The sequence below is a fragment of the Yoonia tamlensis genome, from assembly GCF_900115105.1.
Classification (GTDB): Bacteria; Pseudomonadota; Alphaproteobacteria; order Rhodobacterales; family Rhodobacteraceae; genus Yoonia; species Yoonia tamlensis.
Genome location: NZ_FOYP01000001.1, coordinates 649,174 through 665,806, shown reverse-complemented (window position 1 = coordinate 665,806; position 16,633 = coordinate 649,174). Strand labels below are relative to the sequence as shown.

19 protein-coding genes are annotated in these 16,633 nt (G+C 57.7%); 8 read left to right on the top strand and 11 right to left on the bottom strand.

Annotated elements, in window-relative coordinates; all coding sequences use genetic code 11:
- Positions 1-1,347: an MATE family efflux transporter gene (locus BM320_RS03470; protein ID WP_090196501.1), complete on the bottom strand. Its 1,347-nt coding sequence runs from the start codon at positions 1,345-1,347 to the stop codon at positions 1-3.
- Between the two features lie 87 nt (positions 1,348-1,434).
- Here BM320_RS03470 and BM320_RS03465 point away from each other — a divergent pair, with 87 nt between their 5' ends.
- Positions 1,435-2,070, top strand: coding sequence for a TIGR02453 family protein (locus tag BM320_RS03465; protein ID WP_090196498.1), 636 nt, complete (start codon positions 1,435-1,437; stop codon positions 2,068-2,070).
- Here the strand turns inward: BM320_RS03465 and BM320_RS03460 are convergent.
- The 4 genes from BM320_RS03460 to BM320_RS03445 form a co-directional block, all read right to left on the bottom strand.
- Entirely contained in the window at positions 2,053-3,693 is a 1,641-nt protein-coding gene (locus BM320_RS03460; RefSeq protein ID WP_090196496.1) for a saccharopine dehydrogenase family protein, read from the bottom strand. The genes BM320_RS03465 and BM320_RS03460 overlap by 18 nt on opposite strands.
- Entirely contained in the window at positions 3,690-4,097 is a 408-nt protein-coding gene (locus BM320_RS03455) for a thiol-disulfide oxidoreductase DCC family protein (protein WP_090196493.1), read from the bottom strand. The genes BM320_RS03460 and BM320_RS03455 overlap by 4 nt, the downstream gene beginning before the upstream one ends.
- Before the next feature lie 64 nt (positions 4,098-4,161).
- The gene (locus BM320_RS03450) at positions 4,162-4,602 is read right to left on the bottom strand and encodes an acyl-CoA thioesterase (protein WP_090196490.1); all 441 of its coding nucleotides are present in this window, start codon (positions 4,600-4,602) and stop codon (positions 4,162-4,164) included.
- A gap of 113 nt (positions 4,603-4,715) precedes the next feature.
- Entirely contained in the window at positions 4,716-5,600 is an 885-nt protein-coding gene (locus BM320_RS03445) for an NAD-dependent epimerase/dehydratase family protein (RefSeq protein ID WP_090196486.1), read from the bottom strand.
- Between the two features lie 94 nt (positions 5,601-5,694).
- Here BM320_RS03445 and BM320_RS03440 point away from each other — a divergent pair, with 94 nt between their 5' ends.
- The 3 genes from BM320_RS03440 to BM320_RS03430 all read left to right on the top strand — a co-directional run bounded on the left by BM320_RS03440 (position 5,695) and on the right by BM320_RS03430 (position 8,914).
- Positions 5,695-6,081 carry a DUF1761 domain-containing protein gene (locus BM320_RS03440; protein ID WP_090196483.1) on the top strand — a complete coding sequence of 129 codons (387 nt, stop codon included), beginning with the start codon at positions 5,695-5,697 and terminating at the stop codon, positions 6,079-6,081.
- A 92-nt stretch (positions 6,082-6,173) separates the two neighbouring features.
- Positions 6,174-8,138 (top strand): DNA topoisomerase IV subunit B, encoded by a 1,965-nt coding sequence (parE, locus tag BM320_RS03435; RefSeq protein ID WP_090200308.1) that lies wholly within the window; start codon positions 6,174-6,176, stop codon positions 8,136-8,138.
- Positions 8,135-8,914, top strand: coding sequence for a hypothetical protein (locus BM320_RS03430; protein ID WP_090196479.1), 780 nt, complete (start codon positions 8,135-8,137; stop codon positions 8,912-8,914). The genes parE and BM320_RS03430 overlap by 4 nt, the downstream gene beginning before the upstream one ends.
- A 381-nt stretch (positions 8,915-9,295) precedes the next feature.
- On the opposite strand, the gene BM320_RS03425 is transcribed toward BM320_RS03430, so the two are convergent.
- Genes BM320_RS03425 through BM320_RS03405 form a run of 5 tightly spaced genes read right to left on the bottom strand, consistent with a single transcriptional unit; the run spans position 9,296 to position 13,005 of the window.
- The gene (locus tag BM320_RS03425) at positions 9,296-9,685 is read right to left on the bottom strand and encodes a c-type cytochrome (RefSeq protein WP_090196476.1); all 390 of its coding nucleotides are present in this window, start codon (positions 9,683-9,685) and stop codon (positions 9,296-9,298) included.
- A gap of 55 nt (positions 9,686-9,740) precedes the next feature.
- Positions 9,741-10,424: an ABC transporter ATP-binding protein gene (locus BM320_RS03420; RefSeq protein ID WP_090196474.1), complete on the bottom strand. Its 684-nt coding sequence runs from the start codon at positions 10,422-10,424 to the stop codon at positions 9,741-9,743.
- Positions 10,417-11,670: an ABC transporter permease gene (locus BM320_RS03415; RefSeq protein ID WP_090196470.1), complete on the bottom strand. Its 1,254-nt coding sequence runs from the start codon at positions 11,668-11,670 to the stop codon at positions 10,417-10,419. The genes BM320_RS03420 and BM320_RS03415 overlap by 8 nt, the downstream gene beginning before the upstream one ends.
- A 25-nt stretch (positions 11,671-11,695) precedes the next feature.
- The gene (locus BM320_RS03410) at positions 11,696-12,406 is read right to left on the bottom strand and encodes a ThuA domain-containing protein (RefSeq protein WP_090196467.1); all 711 of its coding nucleotides are present in this window, start codon (positions 12,404-12,406) and stop codon (positions 11,696-11,698) included.
- Positions 12,403-13,005: a DUF2937 family protein gene (locus BM320_RS03405; RefSeq protein WP_090196464.1), complete on the bottom strand. Its 603-nt coding sequence runs from the start codon at positions 13,003-13,005 to the stop codon at positions 12,403-12,405. Before BM320_RS03405 ends, BM320_RS03410 begins: the two co-directional genes overlap by 4 nt.
- Before the next feature lie 182 nt (positions 13,006-13,187).
- Here BM320_RS03405 and BM320_RS03400 point away from each other — a divergent pair, with 182 nt between their 5' ends.
- From BM320_RS03400 to BM320_RS03385, 4 genes are read left to right on the top strand one after another with little or no spacing between them, the layout of a single operon-like run.
- Positions 13,188-13,637 carry a hypothetical protein gene (locus BM320_RS03400; protein ID WP_090196461.1) on the top strand — a complete coding sequence of 150 codons (450 nt, stop codon included), beginning with the start codon at positions 13,188-13,190 and terminating at the stop codon, positions 13,635-13,637.
- Between the two features lie 3 nt (positions 13,638-13,640).
- Positions 13,641-13,862 carry a helix-turn-helix transcriptional regulator gene (locus BM320_RS03395; RefSeq protein ID WP_090196459.1) on the top strand — a complete coding sequence of 74 codons (222 nt, stop codon included), beginning with the start codon at positions 13,641-13,643 and terminating at the stop codon, positions 13,860-13,862.
- A gap of 32 nt (positions 13,863-13,894) precedes the next feature.
- On the top strand, positions 13,895-14,542 hold the full coding sequence (locus tag BM320_RS03390; protein WP_090196456.1) for a DUF2306 domain-containing protein: 648 nt from the start codon (positions 13,895-13,897) through the stop codon (positions 14,540-14,542).
- A 13-nt stretch (positions 14,543-14,555) separates the two neighbouring features.
- Positions 14,556-15,191 (top strand): class I SAM-dependent methyltransferase, encoded by a 636-nt coding sequence (locus tag BM320_RS03385; RefSeq protein WP_090196453.1) that lies wholly within the window; start codon positions 14,556-14,558, stop codon positions 15,189-15,191.
- Here the strand turns inward: BM320_RS03385 and proS are convergent.
- Entirely contained in the window at positions 15,176-16,513 is a 1,338-nt protein-coding gene (gene proS / locus BM320_RS03380; protein ID WP_090200307.1) for a proline--tRNA ligase, read from the bottom strand. The genes BM320_RS03385 and proS overlap by 16 nt on opposite strands.
- Positions 16,514-16,633: the final 120 nt, after the last annotated feature.

Below are 16,633 nucleotides of genomic sequence, written 5' to 3'. Positions count from 1 at the left end.
CTAGGCGCGGCGGCGGGTCCAGAACCGCAGGTTCAGTAGCACAGCAGCAACCGCAAGCCCGACAACCAGACCGGTCCAAAGACCAACCGCACCATAGCCCAGCCAGAACGCAAGCACATAGCTGGTCGGCAGACCGATGACCCAATAGCTGACCGTCGCCATCAGCATCGGCACGGTTGTATCCTGCACCCCGCGCAATAGACCCAATGCCATCACCTGCGCCCCGTCCACGATCTGGAACAGCGCGGCAACCATCACAAGCTGCACACCGACAGAAAGCAGCAGGTCGCGCGCTTGTTCTTGCGGATCAATGAACAGGCCGACAAGAAACGCCGGAAACAGCATGAACAACGCCGAAGTCGCCAAAGCAAAGACCCCCGACATCGCAATCGCGGCGATGCCGCCACGGCGCAGACCCACAGGGTCCTTGCGGCCCAGCGCGCGGCCTGCGCGCACGGTGGCAGCCTGACTAAAGCCGATATGCACCATGAATGTCAGGCTTGCCAACTGGATCGCAATCCCGTGCGCAGCCAGTTCAATCGCGCCAATCCAGCCCATCATCACCGCACTGGCGCTGAATAGCCCACCTTCGGCCAATGAGGTTAGGCCAATCGGCCAGCCCAGCATAAAGACCCGGTTCAGAATTTCACGGTCAGAGCGCCAGAAGTTCTTGAACAATTGGAACTGCGGCAGCACCCGCAACGTATAGATCACCAGCATCAAGACAGACACCAATGTCACCGTGATCGAAGCAATCGCCGCCCCACGAATACCCAGTTCAGGCGCGCCCCAATTGCCGAAAATCAGCGCGTAATTGACAAAAACATTCATCACCGCCGCACCCACCGTCGCCCAAAGCAGAACGGCGGTATGTTCAAGCGCCGACAGGAATGATTTGAGCGTCATCACCATCAGCGCAGGGATCATCTGCCAGATCGTGATTTGCAGATAGATATGCGCCATCTGCGCAACGCTTTGATCCTGTCCGATTGCGGTCAATATGTCTTCGGCCCAAAAGAACGGGATGGTCACAATCACCCCATAGAAAATCGACAACCAAAGCCCCATGCGGGTCACGCGGCGGACTTGGGTGTCGTCGTTTTCTTCGGCAGCCAGCGCAACCAGCGGGGTGACGGCCTGTGCAAAGCCCGCGCCAACAATGAAGATCACGAAAAACATGGTGCTCGCGATCGTCGATGCCGCAAGCGCCGTCACATCATACCAGCCAAGCATGATCGTATCGGTCATATGGATCGCAAACTGCGCCACATGGCTCAGGATCAGGGGCATCCCCAGTTTGGCGATGGCTTTGACGTGGTCCGGATATGATTGGATTGTTGCATTCATCCGGTCAGGCTTAGGGTGAATTTTGCGGCCCGTCCATAGACATCGACGCGCGGTGCGTGACATGATCAAACCCGAACGGAGACAACCATGCAAAGCATCGCCGCACTGATCAGCCAAGCGCAGGCGTTTTATGCGCAGCTTGCGGATAACAACACCCGCGACTGGTGGACGCAAAATCGGGCCACCTATGACGATAGGCTAAAGCCCGGCGCGCTTGAATTACTGGATGAATTGACCGCGCCCCTGTCGGACCTCGCTGGCGCACCCGTCACACCCAAACTGTTTCGCCCGCACCGCGACGTGCGGTTTTCCAAGGACAAGACCCCATACAACACGCATCTGCATATGATGTGGCAAATCCAAACGGATGCGCCGCAAAATCCGGTGTTCTTTTTCGGGATCGGGGTGGATTACGTCAGCGCAGGCGCGGGGCTGATGGGCTTTGAAAAACCGATGCAGACCAATTGGCGCACAATGCTTGATCTGGATGGCGACCGTATGCTGGCTATTCTAGACGGGCTGGAAGCGACGGGGTTTTCATTCCGCGAACCCGCACTCAAACGCGTGCCAGCACCCTATGATCAGGACCACCCTGCTGCGCGGTTCATGCGGATGAAAGGCGCCGTCGCCAGCCGCGAAGTGCCACATGATGCGCCATTGCTGCCAATCTTCACTGCACTTTGGCCGCTGAACGCGCTTTTGCTATCAATCGCCGAAGCCTGACAGGGGTGGATCAAGATCCACCCTACGTTCCAGCCAGCCCTTGTAATGCACCACCAGCGCCCCCGTGAACGGCGCGTGCAGCGCCACATCAAAATGAAACCGCCCGTCTTTTTCATATTCGCGCGCGATGCTTTTGGGCAGGGCAAAACGCGGCATGGGGATTGGTCCAAATCGCCCTTTGGTGACCGGAAAATGCAGGCAATCATCCTGCACATGCAGGCCAAGCGTAAACGTAAACGGCCCGAACCGTTCTGTCAGACTTTCGCCGTTTCGCCGCAGGAATGACCGGAACCGCTGCCCGTCGAAATCACGTTCCCAGCCTTCGCCGCCATTATAGGGCGTCATCGTGACAGTCACCGGAATATCCTTGGCCTCTTCCGGAAACCGGAAAACCGCCGCAAAAATCCGTGCAAGGCGGGACTGCCCCCGCGTCACGGACCCGCGCCCGGCCCAGCGCCGTGGCCCGCAGACAATGTGCAAATCACGCACCTGCGGCGGCAGGATTGCGTAATCCGCCCCCAAGTGCCGCGCAAACAGCGGCTCGATGTCTTCGGTCACCGTCGTGTGCGTGACGGCAAGGTCAGCCATGCCAGCACAGATCGCATCAAGCGGAACAACCGCGACCGCGGGCCTTGCCCCTTTGGGAACTGCCGCAATGTCGCGTAACACCACACGCGCGGCGACAGCGGGGATATATGGCCCTTCACCGCCCGTTGCGACCATGCGCCATGTCCGCCGCTGCCAGCCCTCTGCTGATTGCAATGTAACAGCCACCGACATGCCGCCTTCGTCGGTGCCAAACGGATACAGCAGCTTTGCCACAAACAGCAGGAAACTGACCAACCAGCGCGGTATAGGAAACCGCCAGAACCCGCGCAGCCATGAAAACACGGCCAGTGACCAGTTCATCACGCCCAGTTCCAACCCCGCCCGAAACAGGACCGATCGTGCACCAAAGGCGTCAGCAAAGAGCCTGTGATCGGGGACTTCGATCATCCACGCCTTGCGCACGATCCCTTGGCCAAGATCAAACCGTGCAGGGCGCGACCAGCTGCGCATCGGGGACGCGGCACCATCCACCGGCACGTCAAAATCAACCCCGCATTGGTGCAAGATGCTGGCCACAACCGACCGACCGCGCGGCGCGCGATTGCCGGGCAGGATCGCTGTGCTGATCGTGTCGATCTGCGCGCCATCCGCCAGCGCCGCCACTGCCGCCGACGAAATCGCCGGCACGCTTGAGACACCAGAAAGGGCGAATACCCCCGCCGCTTTTGCCTCTACATCCAGAGCTGTAATTCCCGCGCAAAACGCCGGATCATCGGCCAGATCAAGATAATGCACCCCCTGCGCAATGCAGGCCCGCGCAAAGGCATAAGGATCATTACCATAAGCATGAAACGGCCCCGCCGCATCGACAACGGCATCAGGGTTTGCTGCCCAAAGCGGGCCAAGATCACCGGCGCGGTCAACCGCCAGCGCCCCCGCCCCAAACTGCGCAGCAAGTGCAGTGGCCTTTTCCAATGACCGCCCCGCAACGATCACGTCATGCCCGTCGCGGGTCAGCAGATCGGCCAGTTTGGCGCCGAAAACACCGTAGCCACCTAAGACGACAATTTTCATGACAACAACCTCGCGCGGAATTGCGGATCGGGCAAGCCGCACATATCGCCGCGTCCGAACATCGCGTAGCGATTGCGCGCAACACGGGCATAAAGCCAATTGCGGATCGGGCGCGGGATAATCCGAAGCACGGAAAACACATGCCCAAGCCCGCCTGACCGCTGGCCAACACGGATCAGCGCATCAAAATCGCGCCAAACCGTGCCATCTTCGATAAAGAGCCATGTATCAGGATCAAGCGGGTCCAGCCCATGCGCACGCATCAATGCCGCCCCGGTTTCAGATTGGATCGGGGCGATCTTGATCTCGCCTGTGCGGTCCAGCCGGTGGATCATCCGCGCGCCCCAAGAGCAAAGCGCGCATTGCGCATCCATCACGGCGGTCGGCGGGGTTCGGAGGGTCATTTTGCATCCACTTCACACAACTTATGCGGGCCGCACGCGCGGGGTGCAATGGGACAAACTGGCGCTAGGTCATATCCGAAGGGATCGGACGCGGTGATCCGGCATCATCCAGCGCGACGAAAATGAATTCGGCCTCGGTCACCTTTGCGCCCGCCTTCCCAAACCGGCCCCGCGCCCAGACGTCGACATGCACTTTCATCGAGGTCCGACCAACATGGGTCAGGTTCGCATAAAGCGTCACCTCGTCACCGACCTTCACAGGGCGCAAAAAATGCATCCCTTCAACCGCAACCGTGGCACTACGCCCCTGCGACACACGCCCCGCCAAATTGCCCGCAGCCAAATCCATCTGCGACATGATCCAGCCGCCAAAAATATCGCCCGCAGGGTTGGTATCGGCGGGCATTGCGATCGTGCGAATAACAAGAACACCGTCGTCCTGCTGGCGCCCATGCGCGGCGCGGGCCTTGGCCTGTTCGAGCGTGATTTTGGTTTTGGTGGTCATTGGTGTGGGCTTTCGGGCTGGGATTGGAACAGTCCTAAGAATTCTAGGACGCAACCACAATGGCAACTGGTGCGGTGCGGGCTGCCCAACCGAAGATTGGGCACGGTTACCTTCTACCCCAACACATCCCTCCATGAATGCTTCGGCGCAAAGCCGACCATCGCTTTCGCTTTATCGTTGGCATAGAATGTCTCGTCGGGGCGCATTTTGCGGTTTTGCGGCACCCCTTCGTAGAAATGCGCAATGACTTCACCGGTAGTGATGCCCACGGACATATCATCGTTGGCGACGTTGAATACCTGATAACCAAGCCCGTCGGTTTTCAGGCAGCAATCCACCATATGCCCCAGATCACGCGCGTCGATATAGGCAAAGATATTGCGCCGACGGCTGGCAGGGTTTTCCATAAACGCAGGAAAGTTTTGCGCATATTCATGCGGCTCGATCACGTTGTTGATCCGCAGCCCGTAGATATCGATCCCCGTACGGGCCTGAAACGATTTGGCGGTGGCCTCGTTACAAATCTTGGACATGGCGTAGCTGTCGTGTGGGACTGTGGGGTGGTCCTCGTCGATGGGGATGTAATCTGGCTTGATCTCACCATCCGCAAAACAGACCGCATAGGTGGTTTCAGAGCTGGCAAAAATCACCTTGGGGATGCCCAGTTTTACCGCCGCTTCGATCACATTATAAGTGGTGATCGTGTTCTGGCGAAAACATTCACCGTCCGTGCCAATCATCACGCGTGGCACGGCGGCAAAATGCACGACGGCATCATACTTCGGCACACCTGTGCCTGCGTCCAACTCATGAAAATCGGTGAACTGCGACATGGCCCCAATCACTTGACCCGCGTCTGTCAGGTCAATCAGCAGTTCGGACACATCAAGCCCCGACGGCACAATATCCGCATTAATGACAGTATGCCCCTGCCCCTGCAAATAGGTGATCGCGTGCTTACCCGCCTTACCGCTGCCGCCTGTGAAAAAGATACGCATGTGATGCCCCTAACCTGTGTTGGCGGAATAATTAGCGGGATTCACGCAAAAATGGTAGCCTCAACCATAGGCGCCATAAACGAGGAGACCTCAAATGGGTGAGCTAACAACAAACGTGAACTTTATCGCCGTGATCGTCGGGGCGATCCTGTCGTTTATCGCGGGCTGGGCGTGGTATTCGCCGATGCTTTTCGGGACCAAATGGGCCGAAGGGTCAGGCGTCAAGTTGGGCACCGCCAATGATATGCCATTGGCCGCTATGGCCAGCCAGGCCATCGGTCTTTTGCTGATGAGCTGGTTTGTCGGGGTCACCGCCGCGCATGAAATGCTGGCCACGGTCATCTTGGCCACGCTGGGTTTTGCGGTACTGGCCTATTCGGGCAATACGTTTTCGGGCAAAACCGCCTATGCCCGCAATGTCGACGCGGGCTATTGGATCGCAGCGCTTGTGGTGATGATCATCGTGCAGGGCGTGCTCTAGCGTAAAATCAAAAGGGGGCGGCCGCCGCTTCCCCCTTTCACCTGTCCGCTGGCCCTGCCATACTGCACGAAACAAAAAGTATGAGCAGCACCATGGCCAATGATCTTCTCTCGGGCGGCACGACAGCCGCCGAAAGCTATAACGCAAGCAGCATCGAAGTGCTGGAAGATATGGAGCACGTGCGCCTGCGCCCCGGCATGTATATCGGCGGCAAGGACGAACGCGCGCTCCATCACATGGTCGCCGAGATCATCGACAACTCGATGGACGAGGCCGTCGCTGGCCACGCCACATGGATCGAGGTCGAACTGCACGAAAACGGCCATGTCACCGTACGCGATAACGGGCGGGGCATTCCAACCGACCCGCACCCCAAGAACCCCGAAAAATCCGCGCTCGAAATCATCTTTTGCACGCTCAACGCGGGCGGGAAATTCTCGGGCGACAGTTACCAGACATCAGGCGGTTTGCACGGGGTCGGGTCATCGGTGGTGAACGCGCTGTCAGACCATTTGCGGGTCGAGGTCGCGCGCAACAAAGAACTGTTCATGATGGAATTCTCGCGCGGGGTGCCACAAGCGCCACTTGCGAAAATCGGCGCAGCCCCCAACCGGCGCGGCACCGCGGTGACATTCCACCCCGATGAACAAATCTTCGGGAAACTCACGCTCAAACCCAAGACACTATTTAAAATGGCGCGGTCCAAGGCCTATCTTTTCTCGGGCGTAGAAATCCGTTGGAAAACAGGGATCAACGATGGGGACACGCCATTAGAGGCAACCTTCAAATTCCCTGGCGGTTTGGCTGATTACCTGACAGAGGTCTTCGCGGGCGCAACCACCTATTCCGAAAAACCTTTTGCCGGCAACGTATCATTTGCCGACAAATTCAACGTCCCGGGCAAGGTCGAATGGGCGATCAACTGGACGCCGACGCGCGACGGGTTCATCCAGTCCTATTGTAACACCGTCCCCACGCCCGAAGGCGGCACACACGAGGCCGGATTCTGGTCCGCGATCCTGAAAGGCATCAAAGCCTACGGCGAATTGGTCGGCAACAAAAAGGCGGGCACCATCACCCGCGAAGACCTGACCACGGGTGCAGGCGCGCTTGTGTCCTGCTTTATCCGCGAACCCGAATTTGTTGGCCAAACCAAAGACCGGTTGGCGACAACAGACGCGCAACGCATGGTCGATGCCGCCGTGCGCGACCATTTCGACAACTGGCTAGCCGCCGATACAAAATCCGCAGGCGCGATCCTTGATTTTCTGGTGCTACGCGCCGAAGAACGGATGCGCCGCAAGCAAGAAAAAGAAACATCGCGCAAATCGGCCACCAAAAAGCTGCGCCTGCCCGGTAAATTGACCGACTGCACCTCCAAAGACCGGATCGGCACTGAATTGTTCATCGTCGAAGGCGATTCCGCGGGCGGGTCCGGCAAAGGCGCACGCGAACGCAAAACCCAAGCGCTTTTGCCGCTCAAGGGTAAGATCCTCAACGTGCTGGGGGCTGCATCCAACAAGCTGACCACCAACGCCGAAATCAATGACCTCTGTGAAGCCTTGGGTGTCGGCATGGGCACCAAATTCAACGTCGATGATCTGCGCTATGAAAAGATCATCATCATGACCGATGCGGATGTCGACGGCGCGCATATTGCGGCGCTGTTGATGACCTTCTTCTTTACGCAAATGCGCCCGCTGATTGACCAAGGGCACCTGTATCTGGCCTGCCCGCCGCTTTACCGGCTAACCCAAGGCGCGCGGCGTGTCTATGTGGCCGATGACGCCGAAAAAGACGCGGTGCTGGCCAAAGGTCTGGGCGGCAAAGGCAAAATCGACGTGCAGCGGTTCAAGGGTCTGGGCGAAATGGACGCAAAAGACCTCAAAGAAACCACGATGGACCCCGCCACCCGCAAACTCATCCGCGTCACCATCACCGACGACGAACCCGGCGACACTGCCGATCTGGTCGAGCGCCTGATGGGCAAAAAACCCGAACTACGATTCCAGTATATTCAAGAAAACGCGCAGTTTGCGGAGGAGTTGGATGTTTGAAACATAGACGATTAAGAGTATCGCTGCGTAACATAAAGCAACATGAATTTCGTACAACTCTCAGGTACATAAATGCCTCTGACGCAAATTGGCGTGATGTCTACACACAGCTAGGAACACTTCAAGACGACGCCACAAAGAAACTGACAAAAACCGGTGCGGGTATTTTTGTTTACTACCTGTTGATGTCCTCACTAGGTAACGAAGAATACGTTAGTTTAACGTTTCAAGGCGTAACAGCATCAGTTCCAACAGCCTTTGTAACGGTGGTCGCCAGCCTGGGACTCTTTCTTATCGCCATGCAAGCTCAAACGGTATTAATGCTGATAGTTCTAAGAGTTCACGAAGGAAGGCGCCTATCTCTCCGTGGTTTTTCTATGGGTATGTACGGGCTATACACTGGGCAAGACGAGATGGAACTGGCGACACCAGTGATAGGATATGGCTCGTTCAAAGAGAAATATCCAATTTCCAACACGCTCAGCGCAATCTCAGGCATCGTTTTCATTGCAATTGCATTCCCGGCGGTTGCGCTCTGGATCTACCTGCTTGATTCACAGTGGATTATTATTTCGTCACCTTCAGTTCTGGCACTCTACAAAGTAAGCGCCGCCTTCGGGATTTTCGTTTTGATAAGCACTTTAGTCTATTTGGTACTGTTCAATCTTCCGTTACCCATATCTAAGAACAAAGAGTTCGTTAGATGGAGTTTTCTTGCCAACTTGCATCCTGTCGGGTGCCACCCCCAAGACAAAGCTTGGCGCGAAGATGAATAGATAACATGCGTCATAGATCGCTAGACTTTTCCGAAAACTAGGGCAGCGCTTGGACCTCGGGGTGGGTGCGAAGCGCCCTCCCCATGGGGGAGGGTTTGAACCGTCTTGGAATTGATCCAGTGGATCAATTCAAGTGAAAACGGGCGAAGCCCCGTCCCGGGCGCTGCCCGGCGATGCCGGGCGGGGAGGGAATTAGGCAAAGCGGTCCATTCCGAACCATCCCACAGCACGCAGCGTTAACCGCACAGGTGCCAGACAAATGCCCGACGTTTTGCCGACGCAAATCCGACGCGGCGCCGACCAGACAAACCCCATAAAATACAGGGCTTAACCCACGATTCGCCCGCCACACCCCGTAGGGTGGGTTTTAACCCACCTGCCCTATTCAGTACGTTGCAACAGTGCGATATATTCGGTCAGCAGCAGCAGCTTGGTCGGAACCGGCGTGCCCAGCCCGTTTTCCTCGACAATCACAGTTTCGCCCAGATCACCGGCACCAAATTCCGGCATGGCCGCGCTGAAATGCGCGTCGCGTTGTAGCCCGTCGATGGTGCTCATAACCTGGTCGCGCGGGAACACGCCACCATTGCGCGCCGCAATTGTTGTCAGGTCCGGCGGGGCCGTTTCCAGGCCGCGCGCATGGGGCCCGTCGCCGCGGGCATCTGCGCCATGGCAGCCCGCGCATTCGGCCGCATAAATCTGCGCGCCGCTTTCGGGGGCCTCAACACAGGCGGCCAATGAAAGCGCCGCAAACATCATCATATACCGCATTTATCCGCTCTCCTGTTTTGCTTAGCTTAGCAATTTCTTTGGGGGTCGTATTGATCTAAATCATCTCAAGCACGCCGGCCGTCAGCCGCACCTGCCTGTCCATCCGCGCAGCCAGCGCAAGATTATGCGTCGCAATCACCGCCGCCAGCCCCGTGTCGCGCACCAGCCCCATCAGCGCGTCAAACACCTGATCAGAGGTGTCAGGGTCAAGGTTGCCCGTGGGCTCATCCGCGAGCAAAAGTGCGGGTTCATTGGCCAGCGCACGACAGAACGCCACCCGCTGCTGTTCACCCCCCGACAGGGCCGCAGGGCGGTGTGACGCCCGATCTGCAATGCCCACTCGGTCAAGCAAATCCAGCGCCCGCGCTTGCGCCGCCGTGTCACTTACCCCATTGGCTAACTGTGGGATCACGATGTTTTCCAGCGCACTAAATTCGGGCAATAAGTGGTGGAATTGATAGATAAATCCAACCGTGTCGCGACGCACGGCGGTGCGTTTGCGATCCGACAATTTGGTCATATCCGTGCCCGCAATCGCCACGCTGCCGCTGTCGGCACTATCAAGCAGCCCCGCAATATGCAGCAGCGTTGATTTGCCTGCGCCTGATGGGGCGACAAGCCCCACGACCTCGCCCGGTTTTACCGCAAGCGACACACCTTGCAGCACGCGCACCTCGCCGGGTTTGCCGGCGTTATAGGTCTTTGTCAGGTCTTTGACGTTCAGTGTATATTCACTCATAGCGCAGCGCCTCGACGGGGTTCATGCGGGCCGCACGGCGCGCCGGAAAAATGGTGATGATCCATGACAGACCCAAGGACAGGGACACAGATTTCAGCACATCCGACAGGTGCAATTCCGCAGGGATCGCATAGATCCCGCGAATGGACGGGTCCCAAACCCCGCCCCCCGAGACGTAATTCACAAAGCTGAATATCGTGTCGATATAGATGGCAAACAGACAGCCAAGGATCACACCGCACAGCGTGCCAATGGTCCCGATCCCTGCCCCGCAGATAAAAAACACCCGCATGATCGACCCTTCGGTCAGCCCCATCGTGCGTAAAATCCCGACATCGCGGCCCTTGTTTTTGACCAGCATGATCAGCCCTGAGATAATGTTCATAGAGGCCACCAGCACAAGGATCGACAGGATGATAAACATCACATTGTCTTCGATGGTCAGGGCGCGCAGATAGCGGCGCACGCGGTCCTCCCAACTATAGGCCCATTTGCCGTCGCCAGCAGTTTCGCCAATCGTCTGCTTTAGCCCTTCGGCCAGCATCACTTCATCAAGCTGTACCGCCAGTTCATCCGCAACCCCGTCGCGGTTAAAGATAAACTGCGCGACATCCAGCGGCAGATAGGCACGCACCTCGTCGATCTGGTAGCGTCCGGTCGAAAAGATATAGACCACATCATAGGCGTTGCGCCGTGTAGATTGCCCCATCGGGGTTGATGCACCGGCACGGGTTGTAATCTCGATCCGGTCACCGATTGTTACCCCAAGGTTCGCCGCCAGTTCAGAGCCAAGCGCGATCCCGTTGGGCAGATCGTCGATATTGCCATAGCTGCGGTCGCTTTCGACAATCGCGTCCGAGCGTTTGAGATCCTCCAGCCGGATACCGTAGATATCCGCAAGCCCCAGCCGCCCCGACGCGCTGGCCATTGCCTGCCCGCGCACCAATGGAAAGACGTCGGTGACATGATCCACGGCGCGGATACGGTCGGCAACGGCTTCAAAATCGGCAATGGTGCCGCCAGGTTGCTGTACCGTGACATGCGCATAGGCGCCCGCGATGGTGTCAACAAATTCAGCACGAAACCCCGACCGCACCGCCAGCGTCGCGATCAGCGCAAAGACGGCCAGCGTCACCCCGATCAAGCTGATCCAAGTCATCACGCTGATGCCCCCTTCGGCGCGTTTGGCGCGGATATAGCGCCAAGCGATCATCCATTCGAACTTGGCAAACGGTCTGGTGGACATAGGTGCGGTCTCTTTCTTGGGCGAATTACCAGTGATTACCGGGGGTTTGGAATTGGGTCGCATCGCGGCCCTTGGCAGCGGCTTTGCTTTGTGCGGCCCAAAGCAGCCCGCGTTTGATCATCTCATTGGCGGGGCCATCGGCGATGACCGATGCCTGATGCCCAAGCGCGTTGTAATAAACGCGGCCCAAGCCCCACGAACGGGTCCACGCAACAGGCATATCAACCGGCCCGTTGGCGCTGTGATACCATGTGACCACATCGGTGCGCGTGGTCGCCAGCACTTTGTTGGCCGGATCGGTGTGCAGATAATATTGTTCGGTTGCGACATCAAAATCATCAATCCCCGCAACAAGCGGATCGTCGGACGTGATTTGCACGCGGTGCTTTACCCCGTCACCGCCCGGATGGCCCACCCAATTGGCACCGGTGATGAACTGCCACAAAGGCGACCCGCGAAATGCGTCACACATGCCGCCGTGACAACCTGCAATGCCAGTGCCCAGCGCAACGGCCTCTGATACATTTGTGGCCGCTTCGCGGGAAAGATCGCTCATGGTCCAGACGGGCACGATCAGATCATAGGCCTTAAGGCCCTCAGAATCATCAAAGCAATCGAGGCTATCGGTGACGGTGGTTTCAATCCCCGCCCCGGTCAGGATGGCGTTGAAAATTGCGGCCACTTTGTCCGGCTCGTGGCCGTCCCAGCCACCCCAAGTAATCAAGGCTTTGGTCATCTTTTTGCTCCTGCTAGCGGGCGGATGTGGCTTTTGGCTGCGACGGGCGGCGTTGGCCGCGCCACCGGAGGATCAGCCTTGATCCGCGCGTGTGTCTGTTTCGGTGCGACATTGCGCTGGCCGCGGCGGAACGGCAAGGCTATGAGCGATAAAACTGCGCCAACCAACGCCCATCCGCCGATAAATCCGCTGCCCGTCGCAACGGCGCCTGCGGTGCTGATGGGCAAGGCGGGCGTGAAATCAGCCCATGTGGCCTGAAACGTCGCGACATCGGTCATCCGGTGCGGCATCATCATGCGTTGCATCGGGGTCGCCGCACGCAGCGTTAACAAATGATCGCTCAGCCGCGCGTGTCTTGCGAATGTCGCACGCATGTCAACCTGTCGGGCATCCAGAAACGCCGCGCCACTTAATTGCGCCAATGCTTCTTCGCGGCCAAGCCCCGACGCAAGCGCAGAGGCATCAAAATCCAGCACAACGGCCGTCAGCGCATCAACCTGACCGCCAAGCCGTTGCAGGTATTGCTGCGAAAATTCGGGAACCTGACTACACAATGCCCCCGTGGCCAGCCCTGCCGCCAGCGAGAAAATCTTGATCATGTGAACCTGCTCGATCCGTTGTTTTGCGCACAGTCTAGCAGACAAGCCCGTACAGAGCAAAGCCTGCGCGCACGCGGGTCATTCATCAAAGGTCAATCATTTGTGTGTAAAATATCTTTGACACCAAGTACAAGATTACATACCTTAAGCATAGAATCATTAACCTCTTGAGGGCCGCCCCCATGTCCTATGAAGAACGCAATACCGTTGCCGGATTGATCACCAGCCTGATTGTGCTTGTCTATTTCGGCGGGCGCATTTGGGGCACATGGGCCGATGGCGGCTTTGACGGTCCTGACGGGCTGACGCTATGGGCGCGCACGGTTTTGTGGATGATCCCTGCATGTGTTGTCGTCACGATCGTTGTCACGATCCTTTTCAATATCGGGCACGCCATTTTCACTGGAACGGCCAACCCTAGCTTTGTGACAGATGAAAGGGACGCGCATATCGGCAAACGGGCAATGCAACTGTCCATGGTACTGATCAGCGCAGGGTTTTTGCTGGCCCTTGGTGTCTTGGCAATTGGCGCATCTGCGCTGGTTGTGCTGAATCTGATCCTTGCCAGCTTTGCCCTTGGGGCCGTGGCAAGCGAGGTGTTCAAACTGGCCGCCTACCGGTTTGGCCTGTAAAAAATGGCAAAGCTGCGCATCACAAACGATATCCGGCGCTGCCGGTTCGACGCTGACGAAATGACGCAAAAAGCGCTTGCCGAGGCGGTCGGCGTTACGCGCCAGACAATCATTGCAATCGAAAATGCGAAATACTCTCCCTCGCTTGAGCTGGCTTTTCAGATTGCCGCCTTATTCGGCAAACCCCTAAGCGAGGTTTTCACATTCAACCCTGACCCGGACTAGCCACCAAGGTATTATTTTTGAAAGGAAATCCCATGGAACGCCGTTCTGTGAACCCGATATCTGTCGCAGCTGCGCTGCTGTTTTTGTCAAGTATTCCGATCATGATGGCGCTTGTGCGGGTCGTGCAAATCCCGTTGGGCCAGACACCTGCGGACACAGCGCATCTGATGCAGATGCCCTTGCATTACTGGGGGCATGCTGCCGCTGGGGCCACGTTTGCCCTGTTGGGTCCGCTGCAATTCGGGCGCGTACTGGCGCGCAAATTCGGCTGGCTGCACAAATTCACCGGCCGCATATTCGTGTTGGCCGGCGCGGTGATGGCGCTGACCGGGCTGGGCCTGATTGCGGGCCTGCCGCAAACATCATCGCTGCTTATTGATAGTATGCGCATCGCGGGGGGCGCGACCCTGTTGGTGATGCTTGCGGTGTCGCTGGCCGCAATCCGCAAACGCAACCTGCCACGTCACCGCGACTGGATGATCCGCGCCTATGCGGTCGGCGTCGGGCAATCGCTGGTGTCGTTTATCCTGTTTCCGGTCTACCTGATCACTGGCGAGCCCCCCGCGGGCGTCATTGCCGATCTGGTTTTTGCGGTTTCTTGGGTTGTCACAATTGGCGTCGCCGAATTGATCATTGCCCGCCTGCACAGGCGCCCTGCCACACCGCTGGCCACATCCTGAAAGGATAATTCCCATGTCCCGAGCAACCTTCTGGAACATCATCGCCAAACGCTATGCCCGCAACCCTGTCGCGGACCAGCCCAGCTATGAAACCAAGCTTGCGATGACCAAGGCGATTTTGCGCCCGCAGATGCGCGTTCTCGAGGTGGGCTGCGGGACCGGCACAACTGCTTTGTATCACGCACCGTCAGTGGCCCATATCGACGCGATCGATTTTTCACCTGCAATGATCGCAGTTGCGCAAGGCAAAGCAGATGCGCAGGCGATCAGTAATGTCACGTTCCGCGTTGCGGCATTGGCAAATTTACCGACCAACGGTGCAACCTATGACGTGGCGCTTGCACTGTCTCTTTTGCATCTGCTGGATGATCCCGCAGCGGGGTTACGCGAAATTGCAGATCGCGTAAAGCCGGAGGGCTATGTTGTTACCTCGACCGCGTGCCTGGGCGATACGGGCGGGTTCATGGTGCGCATTCTACCCTGGATCGGCAAAACCGGTTTGCTGCCCAAGGTCGTGCCCCTGACCAAAGATGCATTGATCGCAGCGCACGCGGCGGCCGGTCTGCAGATAACCGAGACCTTCCGCCCGCGCGCCGACGGATCAGTGTTTCTGATCGCCAAGAAAACGGACCATCAAAGCGCCGCGTAAATCGCCTGAATTTTTGCGATAGCATCTGCCGCCGGCATTTCGACAGCCTCGCCTGTGCGGCGGCAGGTGACTTCGACCACGCCGTTCTTGATCCCGCGCGGGCCAACAGTGATCCGCCATGGCAGGCCGATCATATCCATCGTGCCAAACTTGGCCCCTGCCCGCTCATCACGGTCGTCATAAAGCGGTTCCAGCCCCGCTGCGGTGAACTTCGCGTACAGGTCTTCACAGGCAGCGTCGCAGGCTTCATCGCCCGAACGCATGTTTAGAATGCCAACATGGAACGGGGTGACGCCTTCGGGCCAGATGATACCTTTGTCGTCGTGGCTTGCCTCGATAATCGCGCCCAAAAGACGCGACACGCCAATGCCGTGCGATCCCATGTGCACCGGCACTTTGCCGCCTTTTCCATCGTCGACCATTGCGCCCATCGCGTCAGAATATTTGGTGCCGAAATAAAAGATCTGACCAACCTCGATACCGCGCGCAACTTTGCGGCGTGTCTCGGGGACTTCGTTAAACAGCGCTTCGTCATGGGTTTCATCAGTGCGCGCATAGCGGCTGGTGAATTCTTCCAGCACGGCCTGACACGCGGCCTTGTCATCATAGTCGATCTCACGGTCACCGAATTTCAGATCGGTGATTTCGCTATCATAGAACACCTCGGATTCGCCGGTTTCGGCCAGCACAAGGAATTCATGCGTATCATCGCCGCCAATCGGGCCAGAATCCGCGCGCATCGGGATTGCTTGCAGGCCCAGCCGTTCATAGGTGCGCAGATAGCTGACCAGATGACGGTTATAGGCGTGCAGCGCGTCTTCTTTGGTCAGATCGAAATTATACCCGTCTTTCATATAAAATTCGCGGCCACGCATCACGCCAAAACGCGGGCGGACCTCGTCGCGGAATTTCCACTGGATTTGATAGAGCGTCAGCGGCAGGTCTTTGTAGCTGGTCACATGGGCGCGAAAAATGTCGGTGACCAGTTCTTCGGCCGTGGGCGTAAACAGCATCTCGCGGCCGCCACGGTCCTTGATCCGCAGCATTTCATCGCCGTAAGCATCATAGCGGCCGGATTCGCGCCACAGGTCCGCCGATTGAATGGTTGGCATCTGGATCGCGATATGACCCGCGCGCGCCTGTTCTTCGTGCACGATATCTTCGATCTTGCGCAGGACTTTGAACCCGAGCGGCAACCACGAATAGATGCCCGCGCTGGCTTGTTTGATCATCCCCGCCTGCAGCATATAGCGGTGGCTGACGATTTGCGCCTCGCGGGGGGTTTCTTTGAGAACGGGCAGAAAATAGCGGCTCATGCGCATGGGATTGGCCTTCTTGGGAAAATCAGTTGCATCGGGTTTAATCTGCACAAGCGACCCTCGCAAGCGCTCAGATTTAAGCAAATGGGCCGCAATTGCCTGATATTTCATCCGCAACCCTTG

What these genes read in the sequence shown, in the direction of transcription:
- BM320_RS03385 (WP_090196453.1), top strand. Translation starts at nt 14,556, where the DNA reads ATGTCCCGAGCAACCTTCTGGAACATCATCGCCAAACGCTATGCCCGC.
- BM320_RS03410 (WP_090196467.1), bottom strand. Translation starts at nt 12,406, where the DNA reads ATGACCAAAGCCTTGATTACTTGGGGTGGCTGGGACGGCCACGAGCCG.
- BM320_RS03420 (WP_090196474.1), bottom strand. Translation starts at nt 10,424, where the DNA reads ATGAGTGAATATACACTGAACGTCAAAGACCTGACAAAGACCTATAAC.
- BM320_RS03405 (WP_090196464.1), bottom strand. Translation starts at nt 13,005, where the DNA reads ATGATCAAGATTTTCTCGCTGGCGGCAGGGCTGGCCACGGGGGCATTG.
- BM320_RS03395 (WP_090196459.1), top strand. Translation starts at nt 13,641, where the DNA reads ATGGCAAAGCTGCGCATCACAAACGATATCCGGCGCTGCCGGTTCGAC.
- BM320_RS03390 (WP_090196456.1), top strand. Translation starts at nt 13,895, where the DNA reads ATGGAACGCCGTTCTGTGAACCCGATATCTGTCGCAGCTGCGCTGCTG.
- BM320_RS03445 (WP_090196486.1), bottom strand. Translation starts at nt 5,600, where the DNA reads ATGCGTATCTTTTTCACAGGCGGCAGCGGTAAGGCGGGTAAGCACGCG.
- BM320_RS03450 (WP_090196490.1), bottom strand. Translation starts at nt 4,602, where the DNA reads ATGACCACCAAAACCAAAATCACGCTCGAACAGGCCAAGGCCCGCGCC.
- BM320_RS03440 (WP_090196483.1), top strand. Translation starts at nt 5,695, where the DNA reads ATGGGTGAGCTAACAACAAACGTGAACTTTATCGCCGTGATCGTCGGG.
- BM320_RS03465 (WP_090196498.1), top strand. Translation starts at nt 1,435, where the DNA reads ATGCAAAGCATCGCCGCACTGATCAGCCAAGCGCAGGCGTTTTATGCG.
- proS (WP_090200307.1), bottom strand. Translation starts at nt 16,513, where the DNA reads ATGCGCATGAGCCGCTATTTTCTGCCCGTTCTCAAAGAAACCCCCCGC.
- BM320_RS03460 (WP_090196496.1), bottom strand. Translation starts at nt 3,693, where the DNA reads ATGAAAATTGTCGTCTTAGGTGGCTACGGTGTTTTCGGCGCCAAACTG.
- BM320_RS03415 (WP_090196470.1), bottom strand. Translation starts at nt 11,670, where the DNA reads ATGTCCACCAGACCGTTTGCCAAGTTCGAATGGATGATCGCTTGGCGC.
- BM320_RS03470 (WP_090196501.1), bottom strand. Translation starts at nt 1,347, where the DNA reads ATGAATGCAACAATCCAATCATATCCGGACCACGTCAAAGCCATCGCC.
- BM320_RS03400 (WP_090196461.1), top strand. Translation starts at nt 13,188, where the DNA reads ATGTCCTATGAAGAACGCAATACCGTTGCCGGATTGATCACCAGCCTG.
- parE (WP_090200308.1), top strand. Translation starts at nt 6,174, where the DNA reads ATGGCCAATGATCTTCTCTCGGGCGGCACGACAGCCGCCGAAAGCTAT.
- BM320_RS03425 (WP_090196476.1), bottom strand. Translation starts at nt 9,685, where the DNA reads ATGCGGTATATGATGATGTTTGCGGCGCTTTCATTGGCCGCCTGTGTT.
- BM320_RS03455 (WP_090196493.1), bottom strand. Translation starts at nt 4,097, where the DNA reads ATGACCCTCCGAACCCCGCCGACCGCCGTGATGGATGCGCAATGCGCG.